A 25,065-nucleotide genomic window follows, 5' to 3' on the forward strand; every position below is an offset into this window, starting at 1 on the left:
GCCTGGGTGCTGCTGGGTATGTCACTTTTCGGCAGTATTCGTCACCATCGGTGAGCCGTCCCCAGCCGGCGACGCCGATCCCGACCAGAGCCGGAGGCCCCGTCGGTGTCGAGTACCGGGAACGGTGGCGGGGAAGAGCGGCGGGCAGGTTCCGCGGGGAGCGCCGCCGCCCGCGCCCGACTGCGCCGCGCCGCCCGTCCGGCCGCCCCCCAGCCGCCGGTCGGCCGTCGCCGCGGCGGCACCGTCGAGGCCCCCGACACCGTGCGGCCCGACCATCCGGCGCCCACCCTGGCGGTGGCCGACCCGGGCGCCCGTTCCGGCCTGCGCGGCCGCCCCGCCCGGCCGTTCCCCGGCGGGCCCGCCGACGTCCAGGGCGGCCAGGGCACGCCCGCCGAGGGCAGCCTGCTGGACATGCTCAAGGTCGCCATCGCGATCCTGGACACCGCGGGCCGGGTGGTGCTCTGGAGCCCGGCCGCCGAGGAACTGCTCGGCTGGCCGAACGAGCTGCTGGTCGGCCGCCGGATCGACGAGCTGATCCCCGACCGGGAGCAGGTCGCCCGGATCCGGGCCGCGATCCAGGACACCCTGCGGCAGGGCCGCTGGGCCGGCCACACCGAGCTGCGCGACCGGGACGGCCTGCCGGTCGCCGTGGACGCCCGGATCTCCCTCCTGGTGGACGGCGACGGCACCCCGTTCCTCCAGGTCAACATGGCCGAGGCGGCCGCCGTCCGGGCCGTCGAGCGGGACCTCGCGGTGCGCGACGCGCTGTTCGAGCAGTCCCCGCTGGGCATCGCCATCCTGGACACCGACCTGCGCTACACCGCCGTCAACCGGACGCTGGCCGAGATGAACGGCGTCGCCCCGGACGACCACGTCGGCCGCACCACCGGGGAGACCCTGCCGGAGCGGGCCGCCGACGAGATCACCGCCATCCAGCGCCAGGTGCTGGCCACCGGCGAGCCGGTCATCGACGTCACCCTGGCCTCCCCGGTCACCACCCGGGCCGGCTACCGCTCGATCTCCTACAGCCGGATGACCGACCGCTCCGGCCGGGTCCTCGGCATCTCCGGCACCGTGATGGACGTGACCGAGCGCTACCGGGCGGTCGCCAAGGTCGAGCACGCCCGGCGCCGGCTCTCGCTGCTCAACGAGTTCGGCTCCCGGGTCGGCGACCTGCTGGACGCCTCCCGGATCGCCCAGGAGCTGGCCGGCTCGGTCGTCCCCCGGCTGACCGACCACTCGGCGGTGATCCTGCTCCAGGCCGTCGCGCACGGTGACGACCTGCCCCGGCACGGCCACGACCGGCGCACCTCGCTGCTCCAGCTCGGCACCGCCTCCGTCCAGGACGGCCCCGAGGTGGACGTGATGCTCCGCCGCGGCGCCCGGATCACCTTCGCCGAGGACTCGGTCTGCGGCCGGGTGCTGCGCACCGGCGTGCCGGAGCTGCTCTCCGGCGCCGAGCAGCTGGACGACGTCACCTACCCCGGCGACCCGAAGATGCAGGCCGCCCGGGACCTCGGCGTGCACTCGATGCTGGTCGTGCCGCTGCGCGCCCGCGGCATCGTGATCGGCCTGCTGCTGGTCAGCCGGGCCGGCTACCGCGAGGGCTTCGACCGGGACGACCTGGCCTTCACCGTCGAGCTGGCCGACCGGGCCGGCAGCTCGCTGGACAACGCCCGCCTCTACGCCCGCGAGCGCACCGCCGCGCTCACCCTCCAGCGCACCCTGCTCCCGCAGCAGGTCCCGCAGCCCACCGGCGTCGAGGTCGCCTACCGGTACGTGCCCGGCAGCAGCGGCACCGAGGTCGGCGGCGACTGGTTCGACGTCATCCCGCTGCCCGGCGACCGCACCGCGCTGGTGGTCGGCGACGTGATGGGCCACGGCCTGCGGGCCGCCGCCACCATGGGGCGGCTGCGCACCGCCGTCCGGGTGCTGGCCGCCCTCGACCTGCCGCCGGACGTCCTGCTGCGGCACGTCCACGAGCTGGCCGACGACCTCGCCCAGGGGCCGGACGAGGCGCTGCTGGCCACCTGCGTCTACGCGGTCTTCGACCCGGCGACGGCCCGGCTCACCGTCGCCAAGGCCGGGCACATCCCGCCGGTGCTGGTGGTGCCGGGCGGGGACGCCGGGGAGCCGACCCGCACCGGCGGCCCGCTGCCCGGCGGCGCCGGCCGCATCCTCGACCTGCCCTCCGGCGCCCCGCTCGGCGTGGGCGGAGTTCCGTTCGAATCGGTCGAACTGAAGATCCCCGAGGGCAGCCTGCTGGCGCTGTGCACCGACGGCCTGGTCGAGTCCCGGGACAAGGACCTGGACGTCGGCCTCGGCCGGCTGGTCACCGTGCTCCAGGAGCCGCACGCCTCGATCCAGGCCGCCTGCGAGGCGGTGCTGGACACCATGGAGCAGGGCCGGGAGCCGGACGACGTCGCGCTGCTGCTGGCCCGGCTCGGCCACGGCCAGGCCGGCACCCCGACGGCGGGCTGGACGCTGCCGGCCGAGCCCACCGCCGTCTCCCGGGCCCGCCGGCTGGTCCGCGCCACGCTCGTCGAGTGGAGCGTCGAGGAGCTCACCGACACCGCCGAGCTGCTGGTCAGCGAGCTGGTCACGAACGCCGTCCGGTACGCCAGCGCCCCCATCGGGGTGCGGCTGACGCTCGGTGAGACGCTGCTGGTCGAGATCTCCGACCCACTGCCCGACCCGCCCCGGGAGCGGCACGCGGCCGAGGTCGACGAGGGCGGGCGCGGGCTGGAACTGGTCCACCGCCTGGCGCTGCGCTGGGGCGCCCGGGCCGAGGGCATCGGCAAGGTGGTCTGGTTCGAGCAGGCGCTGCCGGGTAATGAGTCCGACGGATCGTGAGCGGAGCGAACAGCAGGGGAGCGGTGCCGCATATGCCATCGGGCGCTCAGGGGGAGCGCGCGCTCCGGAAGGGGGCGCGAGCGTGGCATTGTGGTTGCGCGGGCGGTAGGACAAAAACCTTCGCCCGATCTGATGTTGTGATGTTGAGGGCGTGTGAACGCACCCCTCGATGATGAATACTCGGTCTTCTCGACATCCGGACGGTCGCGGGTTGGAGGGGTCGGTCCGTTGAACAGCACTCCGGCGCGGAGCGCGTCGCCGAGCAGCAGCGGTCATGCCGCCGTACCCGGGCAGGCCGGTTCCGCGCACCTGCCCGCGGCGGACGGCGCGGTCACCGGCCGCGGCCACCGCCCCGTCCCCGAGGACCGGGCGTGGGGCGGCGGCGACCCGGGCTCGATCTACGACTACATCCGGGTCGCCACCTTCGCGATCGGCCCCGACGGGCGGATCAGCCAGTGGAGCGAGCGCGCCGCCGAGTTCTTCGGCGTCCCGGCCGCCGAAGCCGTCGGCTCCGACCCGATCACCACCTTCGTCCCCCGCGAGCTCTGGCAGCGCGGCCGGGTCCGGCTGGAGCGCACCCTGGCGGGCGAGGAGTGGGTCGGCACCACCCCGTACCGGGACGCCGGCGGCGGCGAGGGGCTCGCCGAGCTCTACCTGATGCCCGACAGCGCCCTGCCCACCGCGGGCGCCACCTGTCTGGCCGTCGACCTCGGGCGGCTGCGCCGGATCGAGACCGACCTGGCCGCCTCGGAGGCCGTCTTCGGGCAGACGCCCACCGGCTTCGTGCTGTTCGACGACCGGCTGCGGCTGCAGCGGGTCAACGACGCCTTCGCCTCCGGCATGGGCCTGGTCCCCACCGACCTGGAGGGCCTCACCCCGCACGACCTCTTCCCGCCGTCCGAGGCCGACCGGCTCAGCGCCGCCCTGCGCAAGGTCCTGGCCACCGGCGAGCCCGTCTTCGACCTGCGCTTCCACGGCGCCGTCCCGACCCGCGAGGGCAACCGGCTCTGGGCCGTCTCGCTCTACCGCCTGAACGGCTCCGCCGGGCAGACCATGGGCGTGGCCGGGCAGGTCTCCGACGTCACCAGCCGGCACGTCGCCGAGCGCGAGGCCGACGGGGTGCGCCGCAACCTGGCCCTGCTCAACGAGGCCAGCGCCCACATCGGCTCCACGCTGGACCTGGAGACCACCGCCAAGGAACTGCTGGACGTCGTCGTCCCGCCGTTCTGCGACCTCGCCACCGTCGACCTCTACACCGCGCTGCTCTCCGGCGAGACGGTGCCCAGCGCCGGCCGGCTCGGCGACACCGTGCTCACCGACGGCAGCGGTGAACTGCGCCGGGTCGCCGTCTCCAGCGTGGTCGGCGGCGCCTCCTCGGTGCTCGGCTCGGTCACCGGCCTGCCGATCGCCGAGGCCGGCGGCACCCTCTGCTACCCGCGCCGCTCCCCGCACGCCCGGGCCCTGCGCACCGGCCGCAGCGTCGTCCCCGAGCCGGGGCCCGACCCGCTGCTGCGTTCCACCCTGATCGTCCCGCTGGTCGCCCGCGACCAGGTGCTCGGCCTCGTCCAGCTCTCCCGGGCGATCGGCAGCGAGCCCTTCGACGCCCGCGACGTGGCGATCGCCGAGGAACTCGTCGCCCGCGCCGCCGTCTGCATCGACAACGCCCGGCTCTACCGGCGCGAGCACGAGCGGGCGCTGATCCTCCAGCGCAGCCTGCTGCCCCCGGGCAACCCGGCCGCCAGCGGTCTGGAGATCGCCTGCCGCTACCTGCCCAGCAACAACAACACCGAGGTCGGCGGCGACTGGTTCGACGTCATCCCGCTGCCCGGCAACCGCACCGCGCTGGTCATCGGCGACGTGATGGGCCGCGGCCTGCGCGCCGCCGTCGCGATGGGCCAGCTGCGCACCGCCGTCCGCACCCTGGCGATGCTCGACCTCGACCCCGCCGAGGTGCTCGGCGCCCTGGACGAGATCGCCCGCGGCCTCGGCGACGACTCGGTGCCGGCCGGCCCGCCCACCCCGTACGGCCGCCTCACCTCGACGGCCGACGAGGAGGCCCGCGAGGTCTACCTGGCCACCTGCGTCTACGCGGTCTACGACGCCGTCACCCGGCGCTGCATCTTCGCCAACGCCGGCCACCTGCCGCCCGTGCTGCTCAGCCCCGGCGAGGGCTCCCGGATGCTCGACGTGCCGCCCGGGCTGCCGCTCGGCGTCGGCGGCGAGCCCTTCGAGGAGGTCGAGATCGACCTCCCGGACGGCGCCGTGCTCGCCCTCTACACCGACGGCCTGGTGGAGAGCCGCAAGCACCAGCTGGACGAGGGCCTGCGGGCCTTCCGCTCCGCGCTCTCCGACCAGGGCAAGGGGCTGGAGGACCTCTGCGACCACGTGCTCGGCGAGCTCAACCCGCACCACGGCGAGGACGACATCGCCCTGCTGATGGCCAAGGTGCACGCCTTCCCCGACGACGCCGTCGGCAACTGGTTCCTGCCGCCCGAGCCCACCTCGGTGGCCAAGGCCCGTGAGCTGGCGTGCAGCTGGCTGCTCTCCCGGGGGCTGGAGGAGCTGGTCGACACCACCGAGCTGCTGGTCAGCGAGCTGGTCACCAACGCGCTCAAGCACGGGCGGGGCGAGATCCGGCTGCGGCTGCTGCGCGAGCGCAGCCTGGTCTGCGAGGTCTGGGACGACGGCTACGCGCAGCCCCGGCAGCGGCGCGCCCAGGAGACCGACGAGGGCGGGCGCGGCCTGCAGCTGGTCAGCCTGCTGGCGGAGCGCTGGGGCAGCCGGCGCACCCCCAAGGGCAAGATCGTCTGGTTCGAGCTGGCGCTGTAGGGCGGGTCGGACGGTCCCGCGGGCCCGGCTGGACCCGAAGGACGCGCCCGGACCGCCCGGAGCGGTGGGCCGGACGGGTGCAGTCGCCCGGCGGCCCGCCGTGTCGGCCCGGGCCCGGCGCCCCGGGCGGCGTTCGATGGCCGCCATGCGCGTCCGCCAGCTCACCACCGCAGCCGCCGCGCTGCTGCTCGCCGCCGGCCTCGGCGGCTGCTCCGGCGACCCGGGGCCCGCCCGCACGCCGGCCCCCGCGCCCGTCCCGGCCGAGCCCACCGCCACCACCGGGGACGTCCGGCCCGCCGACCGCACCGCCGTCCGGGACGGCGGCACGCTGCGCTGGGCGGTGGACGGCGTCCCGGCCACGCTGAACGCCTACCAGGGCGCGGCGACCGCCGACTCGGCGCTGCTCGCCCACGCGCTGTACCCCTCGCTGTTCCGGCCCGACGAGCACGGCCGGCTCGTCCCCGACCCGGACTACCTGGCGGGCACCGACTCCACTCCGCCCGGGCAGTCGCCGCAGGTGGTGACCTACCGGCTCAACCCGCGCGCCGTCTGGAGCGACGGCACCCCGGTCTCGGCCGCCGACCTCGACGCCCAGCGGACCGCGCTGTCCGGCCTGGACCCGGCCTACCGGGGCCGGAGGGTGGCCGGGTACGACGCCGTCGACTCGGTCGTCCAGGGCGCCGACCCGCACGAGGTGCGGGTGACCTTCCGGCGGCCGTACGCGGAGTGGCGCTCGCTGTTCGGGCCGCTCTACCCGGCCGCCGAGACGGCCACCCCGGCCGCCTTCGGCCGGCCACTGACCGGCGGCCGGCCGAGCGCGGGGCCGTACACCCTCTCCCGGTACGACGCCGAGGGCGGGACGGTCAGCCTGACGCGCAGCCCGCTCTGGTGGGGCGACCGGCCGAAGGCCGACCGGATCGACTTCATCGCCGTGCCGCCCGACCAGCGGCTGGACGCGCTGGGCCAGGGCCGGCTGGACGTCGCCCCGCTCACCGCGGCGGTGGACCGGGCGGTACCGGCCGCCTCCCCGGCCACCGCTTCGGCCCCGGCCTCCGCCCCCGCTTCGGCCCCCGCCACCGCCTCCGGGTCCGCCGCACCGCCCCCGGCGGCCGCGCCCGAGGCGGCGGCACTGGCGCTGCGGCGGGCCGAGTCGCTGCCCGGTGTCACCGTGCACCGGGCCGCCGCGGCCTCGCTCACCCAGCTCACCCTCAACACCGCGCGCGGCCCGCTGACCGACCCGCTGGTGCGCCGAGCCCTCACCCTGGCCGTCGACCGGCGGCGGGTCGCCGACGCCGCGCTCACCCCGCTCGGTCTGCCCGCCGCGCCGCTGGGCAACCACCTGCTCGCGGGCGACCAGGAGGGCTACCGGGACAACAGCGGCGCGGCCGGTCCGGGGGACCCGGGCCGGCTGCTGGACGACGCGGGCTGGATGCGGCCCGCCGGCGGTGGCGCCCGGACCAAGGACGGCAAGCCGCTCGACCTCTCGCTGCTCGTCCCGGCCGGTTCGGCGACGGCCAGGCGCACCGCCGACGCGCTCACCGCCGGCCTCGCGGAGTCCGGGATCGCGGTGCGGCAGGTGCCCGCGTCCGCCGAGTCCTTCGTCGGGCAGCACCTGGCGGCCGGGGACTACGACCTCGCGCTCTTCTCCTGGCCGGTCGGCCCCAGCCCGGCGGGCGAACAGCGCCCCGCCTACGCCAAGCCCCGGCCGGACCCCGACGGGGTGCCCGACCCGGGCGGCAACTTCGGCCGCGGCGGCACCGAGGAGATCGACCGGCTGTTCGACCGGGCCGCCGCCGAACCCGACCCGGCGACCCGGCTGGACCTGCTCCAGGAGGCGGACGTACGGATCTGGCAGCTCGGGCACTCGGTGCCGCTCTACCAGCGGCCGGAGCTGGTCGGGGTCCGCACCGGGGTGGTCGGCGCGGGCGCGTACGGCTTCGGGTGGCCGCGCTTCCAGGACGTGGGCTGGAGCGGGTAGCCGTCCCGTCCCACGAGGTCGCCTCCGACGCCGGCGCGGAGCTCCGGGGCAGCGGGGTACCGAGTCGTCGGATCACGAACGGAAGGGGGCGGGGACCCGGCCGCGAGGTGACGGGCGCGTGACCCGCCTGTGATCTTGATCCCGCCCGACCTGCTCGTTTCTGCCCACCTCGGTGCTTCCCCGTACGATAGGAGGAAGCCGAGGCATGGCCATGTGCCCGGCGGGTGGACCGGTAGTAGCAGGCGGAACGGGCGGCGGCGATCGACAGGGATCGCAAGTGCGCGTCACGCAGCCGGGCGCCGCAACCCACGATTCCGGGAGAATCCGCTAGGCATGCCCACGCGCAACGACATCCGTAACGTCGCCATCGTCGCCCACGTCGACCACGGCAAGACCACTCTGGTCGACGCCATGCTGAAGCAGGCCGGCGCCTTCGCCGCCCACCAGCAGCTCGATGACCGGATGATGGACTCCAACGACCTGGAGCGCGAGAAGGGCATCACCATTCTCGCGAAGAACACCGCGGTCAAGTACCACCCCAAGGATGGTGGCGCGCCGATCACCATCAACATCATCGACACCCCGGGCCACGCCGACTTCGGTGGCGAGGTCGAGCGCGGTCTGTCGATGGTGGACGCCGTCGTCCTGCTGGTCGACGCCTCCGAGGGCCCGCTGCCGCAGACCCGCTTCGTGCTCCGCAAGGCGCTCTCGGCCCGTCTGCCCGTCATCCTCTGCATCAACAAGACCGACCGTCCGGACTCCCGGATCGACGAGGTCATCAACGAGACCTACGACCTGTTCCTGGACCTGGACGCGGACGAGGACCAGATCGAGTTCCCGATCGTCTACGCCTGCGCCCGAGACGGCGTCGCCTCGCTGACCAAGCCGGAGAACGGCACCGTCCCGGCCGACAGCACCAACCTGGAGCCGTTCTTCTCCACCCTGCTGGAGCACGTCCCGGCCCCCAGCTACGACGAGGACGCCCCGCTCCAGGCCCACGTCACCAACCTGGACGCCGACAACTTCCTCGGCCGCATCGCGCTGCTCCGCGTCGAGCAGGGCGAGCTGCGCAAGGGCCAGACCGTGGCCTGGATCAAGCGCGACGGCAGCATCTCGAACGTCCGCATCTCCGAGCTGCTGATGACCGAGGCGCTCACCCGCAAGCCGGCCGAGGTGGCCGGCCCCGGTGACATCTGCGCCGTCGCCGGCATCTCCGACATCATGATCGGCGAGACCCTGGCCGACCCGGAGAACCCGATCGCGCTGCCGCTGATCACGGTGGACGAGCCGGCCATCTCGATGACCATCGGCACCAACACCTCGCCGCTGGTCGGCCGTGGCGGCAGCGGCAAGGGCGCGGACGCCAAGTCCGGCGCCAAGGTGGACCGCAAGGTCACCGCCCGCCAGGTGAAGGACCGCCTGGACCGCGAGCTGATCGGCAACGTCTCGCTGCGCGTGCTGGACACCGAGCGTCCGGACGCCTGGGAGGTGCAGGGCCGCGGTGAGCTGGCGCTGGCCATCCTGATCGAGACCATGCGCCGCGAGGGCTTCGAGCTGACCGTCGGCAAGCCGCAGGTGGTCACCAAGGAGGTCAACGGCAAGACCCACGAGCCGGTCGAGCGCCTCACCGTGGACGTGCCCGAGGAGCACATGGGTGCCGTCACCCAGCTCATGGGCGTCCGCAAGGGCCGGATGGACAACATGTCCAACCACGGCTCGGGCTGGGTCCGGATGGAGTTCGTCGTCCCGTCCCGCGGCCTGATCGGCTTCCGGACCGAGTTCCTCACCAGCACCCGCGGCACCGGCATCGCGCACTCGATCCACGAGGGCCACGAGCCGTGGTTCGGCACCCTGACCACCCGCAACAACGGCTCGCTGGTCGCCGACCGCGCCGGCGTGGTCACCGCCTTCGCGATGACCAACCTCCAGGAGCGCGGCGTGCTCTTCTGCGAGCCGGGCACCGAGGTGTACGAGGGCATGATCGTCGGTGAGAACTCGCGCTCCGACGACATGGACGTGAACATCACCAAGGAGAAGAAGCTCACCAACATGCGGTCCTCGACCGCCGACGTGGCCGAGTCGATCGTCCCGCCGCGCAAGCTCTCGCTGGAGCAGTCGCTGGAGTTCTGCCGCGAGGACGAGTGCATCGAGGTGACCCCGGAGACGGTTCGCATCCGTAAGGTCGTCCTTGACCAGAAGGACCGCGGACGCACTGCCTCGCGCGCCAAGAAGGCGTGATCCGGACGCACTGAACGGCCATTGGCCGGAATGATTCGCCCCCCTTTCCCATGGAGAGGGGGGCGAACTTTTTCAACTACTCCAAGTTGTCGGGGCCGCTATTAACGGAATAGCGCTCATCACACCCGAGTGTCCGCTGAGCGGACATGACAGTTCGTCATCCGTGACGACTGTCCGTTTGGTGCCTGTCTGGCTATGTCTCAAATGTCCGGTTTTCGAAACTTACCGACTGTTCATGTGACCTAATTGAGATCGTCACTGGTCACTTTCGTGTCCGTGCGTGACGGATAGTGGGTGCAGTCAGGCTCGGGTCAAGGGTGAACGCGCAGGGGTGCGCGCCGAAACCACGAGCGCGGACGGCACAGCGGGTCCGGTGAACAACCGTTCCGCGATGCCCTCCTCGTTGCAACGTCGAATTCAGGAGGCACACCGATGCGCGGTGCGAGCCAGGCCAAGTGGGTTGTCGCAGCTGTTGCTGTCGCCCTCGCTGCGACTGCGTGCAGCAGCGGCGGCGACTCCTCCGGGGGTAGCACCGACGGTGCTGCGGTCGACCCCGGGGCCAGCTTCAGCTACCAGAGCGCGGAGCCGCAGCGCCCGCTCCAGCCGGCGAACGCCATGGAGAACCAGGGCGGCCGTATCGTCAAGCAGCTCTTCAAGGGCCTCGTCGACTACGACCCCGCGACCGGTGCGCTGCGCAACCAGGTGGCCGACAAGATCGAGACCACCGACGCCAAGAACTACACCGTCACGCTGAAGTCCGGCTGGACCTTCCACGACGGCACCCCGGTCACCGCCAAGTCCTTCGTGAGCTCCTGGAACTGGTCGGCCAACCCGAAGAACAACCAGATCAACTCGGACTGGTTCTCGGACATCGTCGGCTACGACGCCGTGCACCCGGACAAGGACAAGGGCGAGCCCACCGCCACCGAGATGTCCGGCCTGAAGGTCGTCGACGACACCCACTTCACCATCGAGCTGACCACCCCGGTCTCGTACTTCACGTACAAGCTCGGCTACTCGGCCTTCTTCCCGCTCCCCGAGGGCTTCTTCGCCGACCCGGCCGGCTACGGCCAGAAGCCGGTCGGCAACGGCCCCTACAAGTTCGTCTCGTGGGAGCACAACAAGGCCATCACGCTGGCCGCGTTCGACAAGTACACGGGCATCGACAAGCCGAAGAACGGCGGCGTCGTCTTCCGCAACTACACCGCCGGCGAGGCCGCGTACAAGGACCTGATGTCCGACACGCTGGACGTGCTGGACCAGGTCGACCCGACCGACCTGCCGAAGTACAAGGACGACCTGGGCAAGCGCGCGGTCGACCAGCCGCAGGGCGCCATCCAGAACATCGGCTTCGCGCTGTACCAGGGCGGCTGGGACACCCCGGGCAAGGAGAAGGTCCGTCAGGGCCTCTCGATGGCGATCGACCGCGAGACGATCACCAAGACCGTGCTGAACGGCAACCGCCTGCCCGCCGACTCGTTCGTGGCGCCCGGCGTCATGGGCTACAAGGCCGGCACCTGCGGCGACGCCTGCAAGTTCAACCCGGAGAAGGCCAAGCAGCTGATCACCGAGGGCGGCGGCGTCCCCGGCGGCAAGATCGGCATCGTCTACAACTCGGACGGCGGCCACAAGGAGTGGGTGGACGCGGTCTGCAACTCGATCCGCCAGAGCACCGGCGTCGAGTGCCTCGGTGACCCGAAGCCGGACTTCAAGACCTCGCGTGACCTGATCACCAACAAGCAGGTCCCGAGCATGATGCGCACCGGCTGGGTCCAGGACTACCCGCTGAACGCCAACTTCCTGCGCGACGTCTACGGCACCGGTGCCGCGGCCAACGACGGCGGCTACTCGAGCCCCGAGTTCGACAAGCTGTCGAAGGAGGCGGACGCGGCCACCACGGTCGAGAAGACCGCCGAGCTCTACCAGCAGGCCGAGGCCGTTCTGGCCAAGGACATGCCGGCCATCCCGCTCTGGTACTACAAGACCAGCTCCGGCTACTCCAAGAACGTCCAGAACGTGAAGTTCAACTCCTTCGGCGACCCGGTCTACACCGACGTCGAGGTCAAGAAGAAGAAGTAATCGGTCGGCACCGCCTGACCCGGTGACAACGGCCGGTGCCCGTCCATCCCCACAAGGGCGAGGACTGGCACCGGCCGTTGGCACGCCGACTTATCTCTTGCCGAGTTGACGGGCTCGGCAGAGTCATACATGGAGGCACGATGGGGCGCTTTGTCGCGAGGCGACTGCTCCAGATGATCCCGGTGTTCCTCGGAACGACCGCACTCATCTTTTTCATGGTGCACTTGCTGCCTGGTGACCCGGTGGCAGCGCTGTGGGGCGACAAGGCACCGGACCCGGTGCAGCTCGCCGCGCTGAAGCACCAGCAGGGCTTCGACAAGCCGCTGATCCAGCAGTACTTCGACTACATGGGCAAGCTGTTCACCGGTGACTTCGGCACCGGCCTGGACCAGCGACCGGTCATCGACAAGATCACCGAGGCGCTGCCGGTCACGGTCCGGCTGGCGCTGTTCGCCTTCGCCATCGAGATCGTGCTGGGCATCGGCATCGGCCTGTACGCCGGCCTGCGCCGCGGCAAGGTGTTCGACAAGGGCGCCCTGGTCCTCACCCTGCTGCTGATCTCGATCCCGGTCCCGGTGCTGGGCTTCATCTTCCAGACGGTCTTCGGGCAGAACCTGAAGTGGGTCACCCCGACCGTCCAGGACAGCAACGACATCACCCAGCTGGTGCTGCCGGCCGTGGTGCTCGGCTCCCTCTCGCTGGCCTACGTCGCGCGCCTCACCCGTACTTCCATAGCCGAGAACATCAAGGCCGACTACGTCCGCACCGCGGTGGCCAAGGGTCTGCCCCGGCGCAAGGTGATCGGCACCCACCTGCTCCGCAACTCGATGATCCCGGTGGTCACCTTCCTCGGTACCGACCTCGGCGCCCTGATGGGCGGCGCGATCGTGACCGAAGGCATCTTCAACGTCCAGGGCGTGGGCCACGCGCTCTACCAAGCGATCAACATGAAGGAGGGCGCGACGGTCTCCGGCTTCGTCGCCTTCCTGGTGATCGTCTACCTGGCCGCCGGCCTGATCGTCGACCTGCTTTACGCGGTCCTGGACCCGAGGATCCGTTATGCCTGACCTGACCGAGAAGAAGACCGCCGGGGACATCCCGGCCCAGCGCGCGGCCGACACCCCGGCCCCGAAGCAGGAGAAGGCCCGCAGCCTCGGCTCGGACGCCTGGCACGACCTGCGCCGCAAGCCGATCTTCGTGATCTCCGCGCTGCTGATCCTGCTGCTGATCGTCATCGCCATCGCCCCCGGCCTGTTCACCTCGGTGGACCCGCGGGCCGGCGACCTGCGCAACCACTACCTGACGAAGCCGAACTACAGCCACCTCTTCCAGGCCGACTGGTTCGGTTACGACCTCCAGGGCCGCAGCATCTACGCCCGCGTCGTCTACGGCGCCCGCGCCTCGGTCGTGGTCGGCATCTGCGTCACCCTGGGCGTGACCATCCTCGGCGGCCTCGCCGGCATGGTGGCCGGCTACTTCGGCGGCTGGGTCGACACGATCATCTCCCGCGTCACCGACATCTTCTTCGGCATCCCGCTGCTGCTCGGTTCGCTGGTGGTCCTGAACGCCTTCACCTCGCGCACCGTCTGGAGCGTGGTCTTCGCGCTGGTCGCCCTGGGCTGGACCCAGATGACCCGTGTCATGCGCGGCTCGGTGATCACGGTCAAGCAGGCCGACTTCGTGACGGCCGCCAAGGCGCTCGGCGCCGGCACCGGCCGGATCATGTTCAAGCACATCCTGCCGAACGCGATCGCCCCGGTGATCGTCGTCGCCACCATCGCGCTCGGCGGCTACATCGCCACCGAGGCGACGCTGAGCTTCCTCGGCATCGGTCTGCAGGACCCGACCATCTCCTGGGGCATCGACATCAACTCGGCCCAGAAGGTGATCCGTACGGCTCCGTTCGCCCTGTTCTTCCCCGCCGGAATGCTGAGCCTCACCGTTCTTGCGTTCATCATGCTCGGCGACGCGGTGCGCGACGCCCTCGACCCGAAGCTCCGCTGAGAGAAGAGGTGACGACCCGATGACCACCGTGATCGAGAACAACCAGAAGAACGACCGGCTCGAAGTGGGCACGCCTCTGCTCGAGGTGAAGGACCTCCACGTGGAGTTCCACACCCGGGACGGCGTCGCCAAGGCCGTGAACGGCGTCAACTACTCCGTCGCGGCCGGCGAGACCCTCGCCGTGCTCGGCGAGTCCGGCTCCGGCAAGTCCGTGACGGCGCAGACCATCATGGGCATCCTGGACATGCCCCCGGGCAAGGTGACCCAGGGCGAGATCCTGTACCGCGGCCAGGACATGCTCAAGATGAGCAACGAGGAGCGGCGGCGGATCCGCGGCCGGAAGATCGCGATGATCTTCCAGGACGCGCTCTCCGCGCTGAACCCGGTGCTCAGCGTCGGCTACCAGCTCGGCGAGATGTTCCGCGTGCACCAGGGCGCCTCCCGGAAGGAGGCGAAGGAGAAGGCCATCGAGCTGATGGAGCGGGTGCGCATCCCGGCCGCCCGCCAGCGGGTGAACGACTACCCGCACCAGTTCTCCGGCGGCATGCGCCAGCGCATCATGATCGCGATGGCGCTGGCCCTGGAACCGGACCTGATCATCGCGGACGAGCCGACCACGGCCCTGGACGTGACGGTGCAGGCGCAGGTGATGGACCTGCTGGCCGAGCTCCAGGCCGAGTACAACATGGGGCTGATCCTGATCACCCACGACCTCGGCGTGGTCGCCGACGTCGCGGACAAGATCGCCGTGATGTACGCGGGCCGGATCGTGGAGACCGCCCCGGTGCACGACCTGTACGCGAACCCCGCGCACCCGTACACCAAGGGCCTGCTCCGCTCCATCCCGCGCCTGGACCAGAAGGGCCAGGAGCTCTACGCGATCAAGGGCCTGCCCCCGAACCTGCTCAAGGTCCCCACGGGCTGCGCGTTCAACCCCCGCTGCGACGTCGCCACCGACCTGTGCCGCACCGAGATCCCGGCGCTGCACCACGTGACGGACAAGGACGGCAAGGAGCTCACCGGCCGCCGCAGCGCGTGCCACCTCTGGAAGGAGACCCTCCATGGCTGAGAACATCCTGGAGGTCAAGGACCTGGTCAAGCACTACCCGCTGACCCAGGGTGTCCTCTTGAAGAAGCAGGTCGGCGCGGTCAAGGCGGTCGACGGCATCTCCTTCGAGCTGAAGAAGGGCGAGACGCTCGGGATCGTCGGCGAGTCCGGCTGTGGCAAGTCCACGCTGGCCAAGGTGCTGATGAACCTGGAGCGGGCCACCTCCGGCCAGGTGCTCTTCAAGGGCGAGGACATCTCCACGCTGCAGGGTGCGGCCCTCAAGGCCGTCCGCCGCAACATCCAGATGGTGTTCCAGGACCCGTACACCTCGCTCAACCCGCGGATGACGGTCGGCGACATCATCGGCGAGCCGTTCGAGATCCACCCCGAGGTGGCGCCCAAGGGCGACCGCCGCAAGGCCGTCCAGGACCTGCTGGACGTCGTGGGTCTGAACCCGGAGTACATCAACCGGTACCCGCACCAGTTCTCCGGCGGTCAGCGCCAGCGCATCGGCATCGCCCGCGGTCTCGCGCTCAAGCCCGAGATCATCATCTGCGACGAGCCGGTCTCCGCGCTGGACGTGTCCGTCCAGGCGCAGGTGATCAACCTGCTGGAGCAGCTGCAGGGCGAGTTCGGCCTCTCCTACATGTTCATCGCGCACGACCTCTCCATCGTCCGGCACATCTCCGACCGCGTCGGCGTGATGTACCTGGGCAAGATGGTCGAGATCGGCTCGGACGAGGAGATCTACGAGAACGCCACCCACCCGTACACCCAGGCGCTGCTGTCCGCGGTGCCGGTGCCGGACCCGGCGGCGCGCGAGTCCCGCGAGCGGATCATCCTGACCGGCGACATCCCCTCGCCGGCCAACCCGCCGTCCGGCTGCCGCTTCCGCACCCGCTGCTGGAAGGCGGAGGACCGCTGCTCCGAGGAGATCCCGCTGCTCGCGGTCCCCTCGGTGCTGAAGGGCGCGGCCGCCCACGAGACGGCCTGCCACTTCCCGGAGGTCCGGGAGCAGGCCGCGGCCTGATCCCCGCTGTACCCAGGAAGGGCCCGTGGCGTTCGCGCCGCGGGCCCTTCCGGCGTTCGGCGGGGCGGCGCGCCGATCCGGCGCCGCGTCAACTCCGGAGCGGGTCACGGCACCCGTCCGGGTGCTCCTGACTCGCGCCGTCGCCGGGGCGCGCTTCTCATGGGGTGTGATGCGACACACACCCTGAGGAGGGACCTCCATGCCCGTAGCCGCCCGTGCTCGTTGGGTCCTCGCCGTTGCGACGTCCGTGGTCCTGGTGGCCACCGGGTGCAGCAGCAACGACAGCGGAGGAGGCAGCGGTTCGTCGGACGCCAGCAAGACCTTCAGCTACCAGAGCAGCGAGCCGCAGAACCCCCTGCAGCCCGCCAACGCGAACGAGACCGGCGGCGGTCGCATCATCCAGAACCTCTTCAAGGGGCTGGTCGACTACGATCCCGGCAACGCCAAGATCCGGATGCAGGTCGCCGACAAGATCGACACCAGCGACTCGCTGACCTTCGACATCACGCTGAAGGACGGCTGGAAGTTCCACGACGGCACCCCGGTGCACGCCCGGAACTTCGTCGACGCCTGGAACTGGAGCGCCAACCCCGCCAACAACCAGATCAACAGCTCCTGGTTCTCCGACATCGAGGGCTACCAGGACGTCCACCCGGCCTCCGGCCAGCCGACCACGGACAAGATGTCCGGCCTGACCGTCACCGACGACCTGCACTTCACCGTCAAGCTGAACCACAAGGTCTCGTACTTCGAGTACAAGCTCGGCTACATCGCCTTCTCGCCGCTGCCGGACGGCTTCTTCAAGGACCCGGCCGGGTACGGCCAGAAACCGGTGGGCAACGGCCCGTACCAGTTCGTCAGCTGGTCGCACAACAGCAACCTGGTGACCAAGGCCTTCCCGGACTACCAGGGCGTGGACAAGCCGAAGAACGGCGGCATCGTCTTCAAGATGTACACCACGTCCGAGGCCGCCTACGCGGACCTCCAGTCCAACAACCTGGACGTGATGGACCAGGTGCCGCCGTCCGCGCTGGCCACCTACAAGAGCGACCTCGGCGACCGCGCGGTGGACGCCCCGCAGGGCGCCATCCAGAACATCGGCTTCACGCTCTACCAGGCGGACTGGGCCTCGCCGGACAAGGCCAAGGTGCGCCAGGGCCTGTCGATGGCGATCGACCGCGACACCATCACCAAGACGGTGCTCCAGGGCTCCCGCAAGCCCGCCACCGCCTGGGTGGCCGAGGGCGTCGAGGGCTACAAGGACGGCGCCTGCGGCGACTTCTGCAAGTTCGACCCGGCCAGGGCCAAGCAGCTGATCCAGGAGGGCGGCGGCGCCCCCGGCAACAAGCTGCTGATCACCTACAACGCGGACGGCGGCCACAAGGAGTGGGTCGACGCGGTCTGCAACTCGATCCGGCAGAACACCGGGGTCGACTGCCTGGGCGACCCGAAGCCCGACTTCAAGACCGCGCGGGCCGCGATCACCGGGCACACGATCAACGGCGCCTTCCGCACCGGCTGGGTGCAGGACTACCCGCTGAACGCCAACTTCCTCGCCGACGTGTACCGCACCGGTGCCGCGTCCAACGACTTCGGCTACAGCAACCCGCAGTTCGACGAGGCGGCCACCAAGGCCGACGAGGCCGCCGGCGTCGCCGAGACGGTGACCGGCTACCAGCAGGCCGAGGCGGTGCTGCCGAGCGGGATGCCCGCCATCCCGCTCTGGTACTACCGCACCACCTCGGGCTACTCGACCAAGGTGCGGAACGTGAAGTTCGACTCCTTCGGAAACCCGGCCTGGACCCAGGTCGAGGTCAAGGGCTGAGCCGCCGGGCCCCGCTCCGGCCCCGCCCTCCCCGCACGGAGGGCGGGGCGCGGTCTCTCGGCCGGCCGGACCGGTCGGCCGGGCACCCAGTCGGAACCTAGGAAGGAGGCTCGGATGGGCAGTTACGTGCTGCGGCGGGTGCTGCAGATGATCCCGGTGTTCTTCGGCACCACGCTGCTGATCTTCCTGATGGTCTACACGCTGCCCGGCGACCCCGTCTCGGCGCTGTTCGGCGAGAAGGCCGCCGACCCGGCGGTGGTCGCCAGCATCAAGCACACGTACTACCTGGACCAGCCGCTCTGGAAGCAGTACCTGCACTACATGGGGAACCTCTTCCAGGGGGACTTCGGCACCAGCTTCACCGGCCGGCCGGTCACCGACATCATGGCGGACGCCTTCCCGGTCACCATCCGGCTCGCGCTGCTGGCCTTCGTCTTCGAGATGATCGCGGGCCTGGTCCTCGGCCTCCTCTCCGGCCTGCGGCGCGGCAGCCTGGTGGACACCCTGGTGCTCGTCCTGACCCTGGTGGTGATCTCGATCCCGGTCTTCGTGCTGGCGTACATCGCCCAGACGGTGATCGCCACCGACCTGGGCTGGGTCACCCCGACGGTGCAGGACAGCTACGACCTGTCCCAGCTGGTGCTGCCGGCGATCGTGCTGGGCTCGCTCTCGCTCGCGTACGTCGCCCGGCTCACCCGGACGTCGATCGGCGAGAACCTGCGGGCGGACTACATGCGCACCGCGGTCGCCAAGGGCCTGCCCCGGCGCACCATCATCTCCCGCCACCTGCTGCGCAACTCGCTGATCCCGGTGGTCACGTTCCTCGGCACCGACCTCGGCGCGCTGATGGGCGGGGCGATCGTCACCGAGGGGATCTTCAACGTGCAGGGCATCGGCAACGTCCTGTACCGGGCGATCAACCAGAAGGAGGGCCCCACCGTGGTCGGCATCGTGACCGTCCTGGTGATCGTCTACCTGGTCGCCAGCCTGCTCGTCGACCTGCTCTACGCGGTCCTGGACCCGAGGATCCGCTATGCCTGACATCCACGACGAGGAGTCGTACGAGCCGCACCCCAAGCCCGGGGTCTCGCGCCTCGACTACGCGGGCGAACAGGGCATGGCGGTCGAGCAGGAGACGTTAGTCGAACCCGACGTGGTGAAGCGGGAGGAGGCCCGCAGCCTGTGGGCCGACGCCTGGCGGGACCTGCGCGGGCGGCCGATCTTCCTGGTCTCGGCGGTCCTGATCCTGCTGCTGGTGGTGATGGCGGTCTTCCCCTGGGCGTTCACCGACGCCGACCCGCGCAAGGCCGACCTGGTGAACAACTACCTCAGGCGGCCGGACTGGGGCGACGTCTTCGGGGCCGGCTGGTTCGGCTACGACGCGCAGGGCCGGTCCATCTTCGCCCGGGTGGTGTACGGGGCCCGGGCCTCGATCACCGTCGGCATCTTCGTGACCGCCGCCGTCACCGTGCTCGGCGGGCTGACCGGCATGGTGGCCGGCTACTTCGGCGGCTGGATCGACGCGGTGCTCTCCCGGATCACCGACATCTTCTTCGGCATCCCGCTGCTGCTGGGCGCGCTGGTGCTGCTGAACGCCTTCGCGACCCGCACGGTGTGGAGCGTGGTCCTCGCGCTGGGCGTGCTCGGCTGGACCCAGATCGCCCGCGTGATGCGCGGGGCGGTGCTGACCGTCAAGCAGTCCGACTACGTGGTGGCCGGCCGGGCGCTCGGTGCCGGGACGGGCCGGCTGATGTTCCGGCACATCCTGCCGAACGCGATCGCCCCGGTGATCGTGGTGGCGACGATCGCGCTCGGCGGCTACATCGCCACCGAGGCGACGCTGAGCTTCCTCGGCATCGGTCTGCAGGACCCGACCATCTCCTGGGGCATCGACATCTCCTCCGCCCAGAAGGTGATCCGGACCGCGCCGTACGTGCTGTTCTTCCCGGCCGTGGCGCTGTCGATCACCGTGCTGGCCTTCATCATGCTGGGCGACGCGGTGCGCGACGCCCTCGATCCGAAGCTTCGCTGAGCGAGGGAGCGCAACGTGAGCACAGCGGTGGGCATCACCGGACGCGGGCAGGAGGCGCCCTACCAGGGGCCGCTGCTCGACGTCCGGGACCTGCACGTCGAGTTCGTCACCCGGGACGGCGTCGCCAGGGCCGTGAACGGCGTCAACTACTCCGTCGCGGCCGGGGAGACGCTGGCGGTGCTGGGGGAGTCCGGCTCGGGCAAGTCGGTGACGGCGCAGGCGGTCATGGGCATCCTGGACATGCCGCCGGCCAGGATCCCGCGCGGCGAGATCCTGTACCGGGGCCAGGACATGCTCACCATGGGGAAGGAGGAGCGGCGGCGGATCCGCGGCCGGAAGATCGCGATGATCTTCCAGGACGCGTTGTCCGCGCTGAACCCGGTGCTCAGCGTGGGCTACCAGCTGGGCGAGATGTTCCGGGCGCACCGCGGGACCTCCCGCAAGGAGGCCGGGCAGAAGGCCGTCGAGCTGATGGAGCGGGTGCGCATCCCGGCGGCCAAGCAGCGGGTGAACGACTATCCGCACCAGTTCTCCGGCGGCATGCGCCAGCGCATCATGATCGCGATGGCGCTGGCCCTGGAACCGGACCTGATCATCGCGGACGAGCCGACCACGGCCCTGGACGTCACCGTCCAGGCGCAGGTGATGGACCTGCTGGCCGAGCTCCAGGCCGAGTACAACATGGGGCTGATCCTGATCACCCACGACCTGGGCGTGGTGGCGGACGTCGCCGACAAGATCGCGGTGATGTACGCGGGCCGGATCGTGGAGACGGCGCCGGTGCACGAGCTGTACGCCCGGCCCGCCCACCCGTACACCCGCGGGCTGCTCGACTCGATCCCCCGGCTGGACCAGAAGGGCCAGGAGCTCTACGCGATCAAGGGCCTGCCGCCCAACCTGCTGCGCATCCCCAGCGGCTGCGCCTTCAACCCCCGCTGCCCGCGCGCCCGGGACGTCTGCCGGGCCGAGGTGCCGGAGCTGTTCCCGGTGACCGAGGAGGACGGGACGCCGCTGGAGGGGCGCGGCAGCGCCTGCTTCTTCTGGAAGGAGACCCTCCATGACCGTTGACGGGGCCAGCGCACTGGGCGCGGCGTTGCCGGAGGAGGTCGTCTTCGAGCAGGAGGTGCCGCGGGGCGAGCCGATCCTCGAAGTCCGGGACCTGGTCAAGCACTTCCCGCTGACCAAGGGGGTCCTGCTCAGGCGGCAGGTCGGCGCGGTGAAGGCGGTCGACGGGATCACCTTCGACCTGATGCAGGGCGAGACGCTCGGGATCGTCGGCGAGTCCGGCTGCGGGAAGTCCACGCTGGCCAAGGTGCTGATGAACCTGGAGCCGGCCACCGCGGGATCGGTCCGCTACAAGGGGGAGGAGATCTCCCGGCTCTCCGGCGCGGGGCTGAAGGCCGTCCGGCGGAACATCCAGATGGTGTTCCAGGACCCGTACACCTCGCTCAACCCGCGGATGACGGTCGGCGACATCATCGGCGAGCCGTTCCAGATCCACCCCGAGGTGGCGCCCAAGGGGGACCGCCGCAAGGCCGTCCAGGACCTGCTGGACGTGGTCGGGCTCAATCCCGAGTACATCAACCGCTATCCGCACCAGTTCTCCGGCGGTCAGCGCCAGCGCATCGGCATCGCACGGGGGTTGGCGCTCAAGCCGGAGATCATCATCTGCGACGAGCCGGTCTCGGCGCTGGACGTCTCGGTGCAGGCGCAGGTGATCAACCTGCTGGAGCAGCTGCAGGGCGACTTCGACCTGTCGTACATGTTCATCGCGCACGACCTCTCCATCGTCCGGCACATCTCGGACCGGGTCGGGGTGATGTACCTGGGGAAGATGGTCGAGATCGGCAGCGACACGGAGATCTACGACCACGCGACGCACCCGTACACCCAGGCGCTGCTCTCCGCGGTGCCGGTGCCGGACCCGACGGCGCGGGAGACGCGGGACCGGATCGTGCTCACCGGCGACGTGCCCTCGCCGGCCAACCCGCCGTCCGGCTGCCGCTTCCGCACCCGCTGCTGGAAGGCGCAGCGGCGGTGCGAGGTCGAGGAGCCGCTGCTGGCCGCGCCGTCCTGGCTGGACGGGGCGGCGCGGCACGACTCGGCGTGCCACTTCGCGGCGGAGCGCGGGGACGGGCAGGGCGCGGCCGGGCCGGGCGACGAGCCGGGCTGACGGCCGAGGGGCCACGACCAGGGCGCGTCCTCGCAGGTGGGGGCGCGCCCTGTCCCGTGACGGAAAAGAGATCTGCCGCAGGCTCGCCAAGTGCGGTCCGCTCCTTGATAGTTGCTCTGCGCCCAGTGGTGGACGCCGTGGTGCTGAGGAGGGCTGCTCTGATGGACGCGGTGGAGGTGATCGGCGGCGGCCGGGGGAGCGTGGAGCCCGGGACGCCGCTGCTGGAGGTCGACGACCTGCACGTGGAGTTCCACACCCGGGACGGCGTCGCCAGGGCGGTCAACGGGGTGAGCTACTCCGTCGCGGCCGGGGAGACGCTGGCGGTGCTGGGGGAGTCAGGCTCGGGCAAGTCGGTGACGGCGCAGGCGGTCATGGGCATCCTGGACATGCCGCCGGGGCGGATCACCGCGGGGCGGATCCTGTTCCGCGGCGAGGACCTGCTGACCATGGGCGCCAACGCCCGGCGGTCCATCCGGGGCGGGCACATCGCGATGATCTTCCAGGACGCGCTGTCGGCGCTGAACCCGGTGCTCAGCGTGGGCTACCAGCTGGGGGAGATGTTCCGGGCGCACCGCGGCGTCTCCCGCAGGGAGGCGAGGGAGAAGGCCGTCGAGCTGATGGAGCGGGTGCGCATCCCGGCCGCCCGCCAGCGCGTCGGCGACTTCCCGCACCAGTTCTCCGGCGGCATGCGCCAGCGCATCATGATCGCGATGGCGCTGGCCCTGGAGCCCGACCTGATCATCGCGGACGAGCCGACCACGGCCCTGGACGTCACCGTCCAGGCCCAGGTGATGGACCTGCTCGCGGACCTGCAGGCCGAGTACAACATGGGCCTTATCCTGATCACCCACGACCTCGGCGTGGTGGCGGACGTCGCGGACAAGATCGCGGTGATGTACGCCGGCCGGATCGTGGAGACGGCCCCGGTGCGGGAGCTGTACGCCCGGCCGGCGCACCCGTACACCCGTGGGCTGCTGGACTCGATCCCCCGGCTGGACCAGAAGGGCCGGAACCTGCACGCCATCAAGGGCCTGCCGCCGAGCCTGCTGAGCCTCCCGGAGGGCTGTGCCTTCAACCCCCGCTGCGACCGCGCCCAGGACCGCTGCCGGACCGAACCGCCGTCGCTGACACCGGTGACCGGCGAGCACGGGACGGAACTGGCAGGCCGCCGCAGCGCCTGCCACTACTGGCGCGAGACGCTGCACGGCTGAGGCCCGCCCGCCCCGGACGGCGGCTACTTCACGAAGCCGACGTTCTCCCAGACGATGTCGGACAGGCCCTGCGCGCCGATGTTGGCGAGGTCGGCCTTGGCGCCGAACAGCTGCGGGCGCTGGTAGAGCGGCAGGACGCCGGCGACCTTCCAGAGCTCGCCGTCGGCCTGGTTGATCGCCTCGGAGGCGGTGGCGGCGTCGGTCGCGGCGGCGGCCCGGTCGAGCGCGGCGTCCACCGCCGGGCTGCCCGCGCCGACGTGGTTGGTGCCGCCGCCCTGGACGAAGTTGGCGCGGTTGCCGCTGGCCGGGAAGGGGGTGCCGAGCAGCGAGTAGGCGGCGATGTCGAAGTCGTTGCGGTTGACGTACCGGTCGAAGAACTCGTTGGCGGGGGCGGTCACCGTGGTGACCTTGATGCCGACGTCCTTGAGCATCCTGGTGGTGCTGGCGGCCTCGGTCTGGGCCGGGGTGACGCCGGCCGGGACGACCATCCGCAGGTTGAGCTCGTGGCCGTCCTTCCTGCGCACGTCGCCGTCCGGCTTCCAGCCGGCCGAGTCCAGCTTGCGGGCGGCCTCGGCGGGGTCGTAGCGGGCCAGGCCGAGGGAGTTGTCGCGGTAGCCGTTCTGGTTGGTGACCAGCAGGTGGTTGTTGAGCGGGACGGCCGGCCAGTCCAGACCGCTGAGGTCGGCGCGGATCACCGCGTCGCGGTTGATCGCCTGGAAGACGGCCTGGCGCACGGTCGCGTCGCCGAGCAGCGGGGAGCGGGCGTTCAGGGTGAACTGGCGGAAGTCCGGCCCGCCGGCCCGGCGCACCACCGCGCCCCTGGTGTTCTTGACGACCTGGTAGCCGGCCACGTCCGGGCCGATGTTGACGAGGTCGAGCTGCCCCTTGGCGAAGGCGGCGGGCATCGCGTCGGGGAGCATGGCGTGGAAGACGATCCGGTCCAGCACCGGCTTGTCGCCCCACCAGGAGGGGTCGGCGACCAGGGTGACGGTCTGGGCGGCGCGGTCCAGCTGCTCGACCCTGAACGGGCCGGCGGTGACCGGGACGGCGTCGACGTAGGAGCTGTTGAACAGCTCCGGGGTGGAGATCCGGCTGGCGGGCAGCAGCGGGGCGTTGCCGGCGCTGTTGAACATCGACTGCCACTCGGAGAACGGGCGGTCGAAGGTCATCACGGCCTGGAAGTCGTCCTTGCCGCGCTCGACCGCGGAGACCAGCTCGAAGCCGGTGCTGCTGGAGGACTTGTAGGCCGGGTCCTTCCCGTTCAGGGCACGCCAGTTGGCCTCGATGTCGCGCCAGGTGATCGGGGTGCCGTCGGACCAGTGGGCCTTCGGGTTGAGGGTCCAGGTGACCACCTGCCGGCCGTCCCTGAGCTCGGCGCGCGCCTCCTGCAGGTAGGCCGGGTTGGGGGTCTGGGTGCCGGCCGCGTCCGAGCGGAAGAAGGTCGGCAGCAGCGGCTTGGTGACCGCGATGGTCGAGGACTCGCTGCCGTCGGTGTGGATCGGCGACCACTGGCGGGAGAACTGGGCGATCGCCAGGTTCAGGGTGCCGCCCTGGCGCAGCCGGGCCCGGTCCTGCGGGTTGATGTCGACCGAGGTGAGCTTGGGCGACGCGGGGGCGGACGGCAGGGCGTCGGAGCCGGAGCCGTCCTTCCCGGACGTGCAGGAGCAGAGCGCCAGCGAGAGCGTGAGGGCGGTGAGACCGGCGAGCAGGGCCGTCCCGTGGTGCTGGAGGCGGCGGCGCATCGGCGTGCTCCCCGGGGTGGACG

Annotated in this window: 16 protein-coding genes; 15 read left to right on the plus strand and 1 reads right to left on the minus strand. The window is 71.2% G+C overall.

The annotated features are described in order from the left end of the window. The first annotated feature begins 105 nt into the window (after positions 1 to 105). The 15 genes from ACZ5GH_RS22105 (at position 106) to ACZ5GH_RS22175 (ending at position 23,300) form a co-directional block, all read left to right on the plus strand. Positions 106 to 2,853 carry a SpoIIE family protein phosphatase gene (locus tag ACZ5GH_RS22105; RefSeq protein ID WP_387749796.1) on the plus strand — a complete coding sequence of 916 codons (2,748 nt, stop codon included), beginning with the start codon at positions 106 to 108 and terminating at the stop codon, positions 2,851 to 2,853. Between the two features lie 228 nt (positions 2,854 to 3,081). Beyond that, positions 3,082 to 5,682: a SpoIIE family protein phosphatase gene (locus ACZ5GH_RS22110; protein ID WP_387749799.1), complete on the plus strand. Its 2,601-nt coding sequence runs from the start codon at positions 3,082 to 3,084 to the stop codon at positions 5,680 to 5,682. Between the two features lie 145 nt (positions 5,683 to 5,827). After that, a complete protein-coding gene (locus tag ACZ5GH_RS22115; protein WP_464335094.1) occupies positions 5,828 to 7,660 on the plus strand; it encodes an ABC transporter family substrate-binding protein in 1,833 nt (610 codons plus the stop codon). Positions 7,661 to 7,993: 333 nt separating this feature from the next. Further along, on the plus strand, positions 7,994 to 9,898 hold the full coding sequence (gene typA / locus ACZ5GH_RS22120) for a translational GTPase TypA (protein ID WP_387749805.1): 1,905 nt from the start codon (positions 7,994 to 7,996) through the stop codon (positions 9,896 to 9,898). A gap of 432 nt (positions 9,899 to 10,330) precedes the next feature. Continuing rightward, positions 10,331 to 11,977, plus strand: coding sequence for a peptide ABC transporter substrate-binding protein (locus ACZ5GH_RS22125; RefSeq protein WP_387749808.1), 1,647 nt, complete (start codon positions 10,331 to 10,333; stop codon positions 11,975 to 11,977). 140 nt (positions 11,978 to 12,117) lie between these two features. Beyond that, positions 12,118 to 13,044 (plus strand): ABC transporter permease, encoded by a 927-nt coding sequence (locus ACZ5GH_RS22130; RefSeq protein ID WP_387749811.1) that lies wholly within the window; start codon positions 12,118 to 12,120, stop codon positions 13,042 to 13,044. Continuing rightward, positions 13,037 to 13,981 carry an ABC transporter permease gene (locus tag ACZ5GH_RS22135; protein WP_464335095.1) on the plus strand — a complete coding sequence of 315 codons (945 nt, stop codon included), beginning with the start codon at positions 13,037 to 13,039 and terminating at the stop codon, positions 13,979 to 13,981. The genes ACZ5GH_RS22130 and ACZ5GH_RS22135 overlap by 8 nt, the downstream gene beginning before the upstream one ends. Positions 13,982 to 14,000: 19 nt before the next feature. After that, on the plus strand, positions 14,001 to 15,050 hold the full coding sequence (locus ACZ5GH_RS22140; RefSeq protein WP_387749817.1) for an ABC transporter ATP-binding protein: 1,050 nt from the start codon (positions 14,001 to 14,003) through the stop codon (positions 15,048 to 15,050). Further along, positions 15,043 to 16,059, plus strand: coding sequence for an ABC transporter ATP-binding protein (locus ACZ5GH_RS22145; protein WP_387749820.1), 1,017 nt, complete (start codon positions 15,043 to 15,045; stop codon positions 16,057 to 16,059). The genes ACZ5GH_RS22140 and ACZ5GH_RS22145 overlap by 8 nt, the downstream gene beginning before the upstream one ends. Before the next feature lie 199 nt (positions 16,060 to 16,258). Continuing rightward, a complete protein-coding gene (locus ACZ5GH_RS22150) occupies positions 16,259 to 17,884 on the plus strand; it encodes a peptide ABC transporter substrate-binding protein (protein ID WP_387749823.1) in 1,626 nt (541 codons plus the stop codon). Between the two features lie 114 nt (positions 17,885 to 17,998). Next, positions 17,999 to 18,925 (plus strand): ABC transporter permease, encoded by a 927-nt coding sequence (locus ACZ5GH_RS22155; RefSeq protein ID WP_387749825.1) that lies wholly within the window; start codon positions 17,999 to 18,001, stop codon positions 18,923 to 18,925. 76 nt (positions 18,926 to 19,001) lie between these two features. Next, the gene (locus ACZ5GH_RS22160) at positions 19,002 to 19,916 is read left to right on the plus strand and encodes an ABC transporter permease (RefSeq protein WP_387750578.1); all 915 of its coding nucleotides are present in this window, start codon (positions 19,002 to 19,004) and stop codon (positions 19,914 to 19,916) included. 15 nt (positions 19,917 to 19,931) lie between these two features. Then, positions 19,932 to 20,984, plus strand: a complete 1,053-nt coding sequence (locus ACZ5GH_RS22165; protein ID WP_401114039.1) for an ABC transporter ATP-binding protein — start codon at positions 19,932 to 19,934, stop codon at positions 20,982 to 20,984. Beyond that, positions 20,974 to 22,089, plus strand: a complete 1,116-nt coding sequence (locus ACZ5GH_RS22170; protein ID WP_387749831.1) for an ABC transporter ATP-binding protein — start codon at positions 20,974 to 20,976, stop codon at positions 22,087 to 22,089. Before ACZ5GH_RS22165 ends, ACZ5GH_RS22170 begins: the two co-directional genes overlap by 11 nt. A 161-nt stretch (positions 22,090 to 22,250) precedes the next feature. Further along, positions 22,251 to 23,300, plus strand: coding sequence for an ABC transporter ATP-binding protein (locus ACZ5GH_RS22175; RefSeq protein WP_387749834.1), 1,050 nt, complete (start codon positions 22,251 to 22,253; stop codon positions 23,298 to 23,300). Between the two features lie 23 nt (positions 23,301 to 23,323). On the opposite strand, the gene ACZ5GH_RS22180 is transcribed toward ACZ5GH_RS22175, so the two are convergent. Beyond that, positions 23,324 to 25,042 (minus strand): ABC transporter family substrate-binding protein, encoded by a 1,719-nt coding sequence (locus tag ACZ5GH_RS22180; protein WP_387749836.1) that lies wholly within the window; start codon positions 25,040 to 25,042, stop codon positions 23,324 to 23,326. Positions 25,043 to 25,065: the final 23 nt, after the last annotated feature.

The organism is Kitasatospora sp. Xyl93 (genome assembly GCF_055383135.1).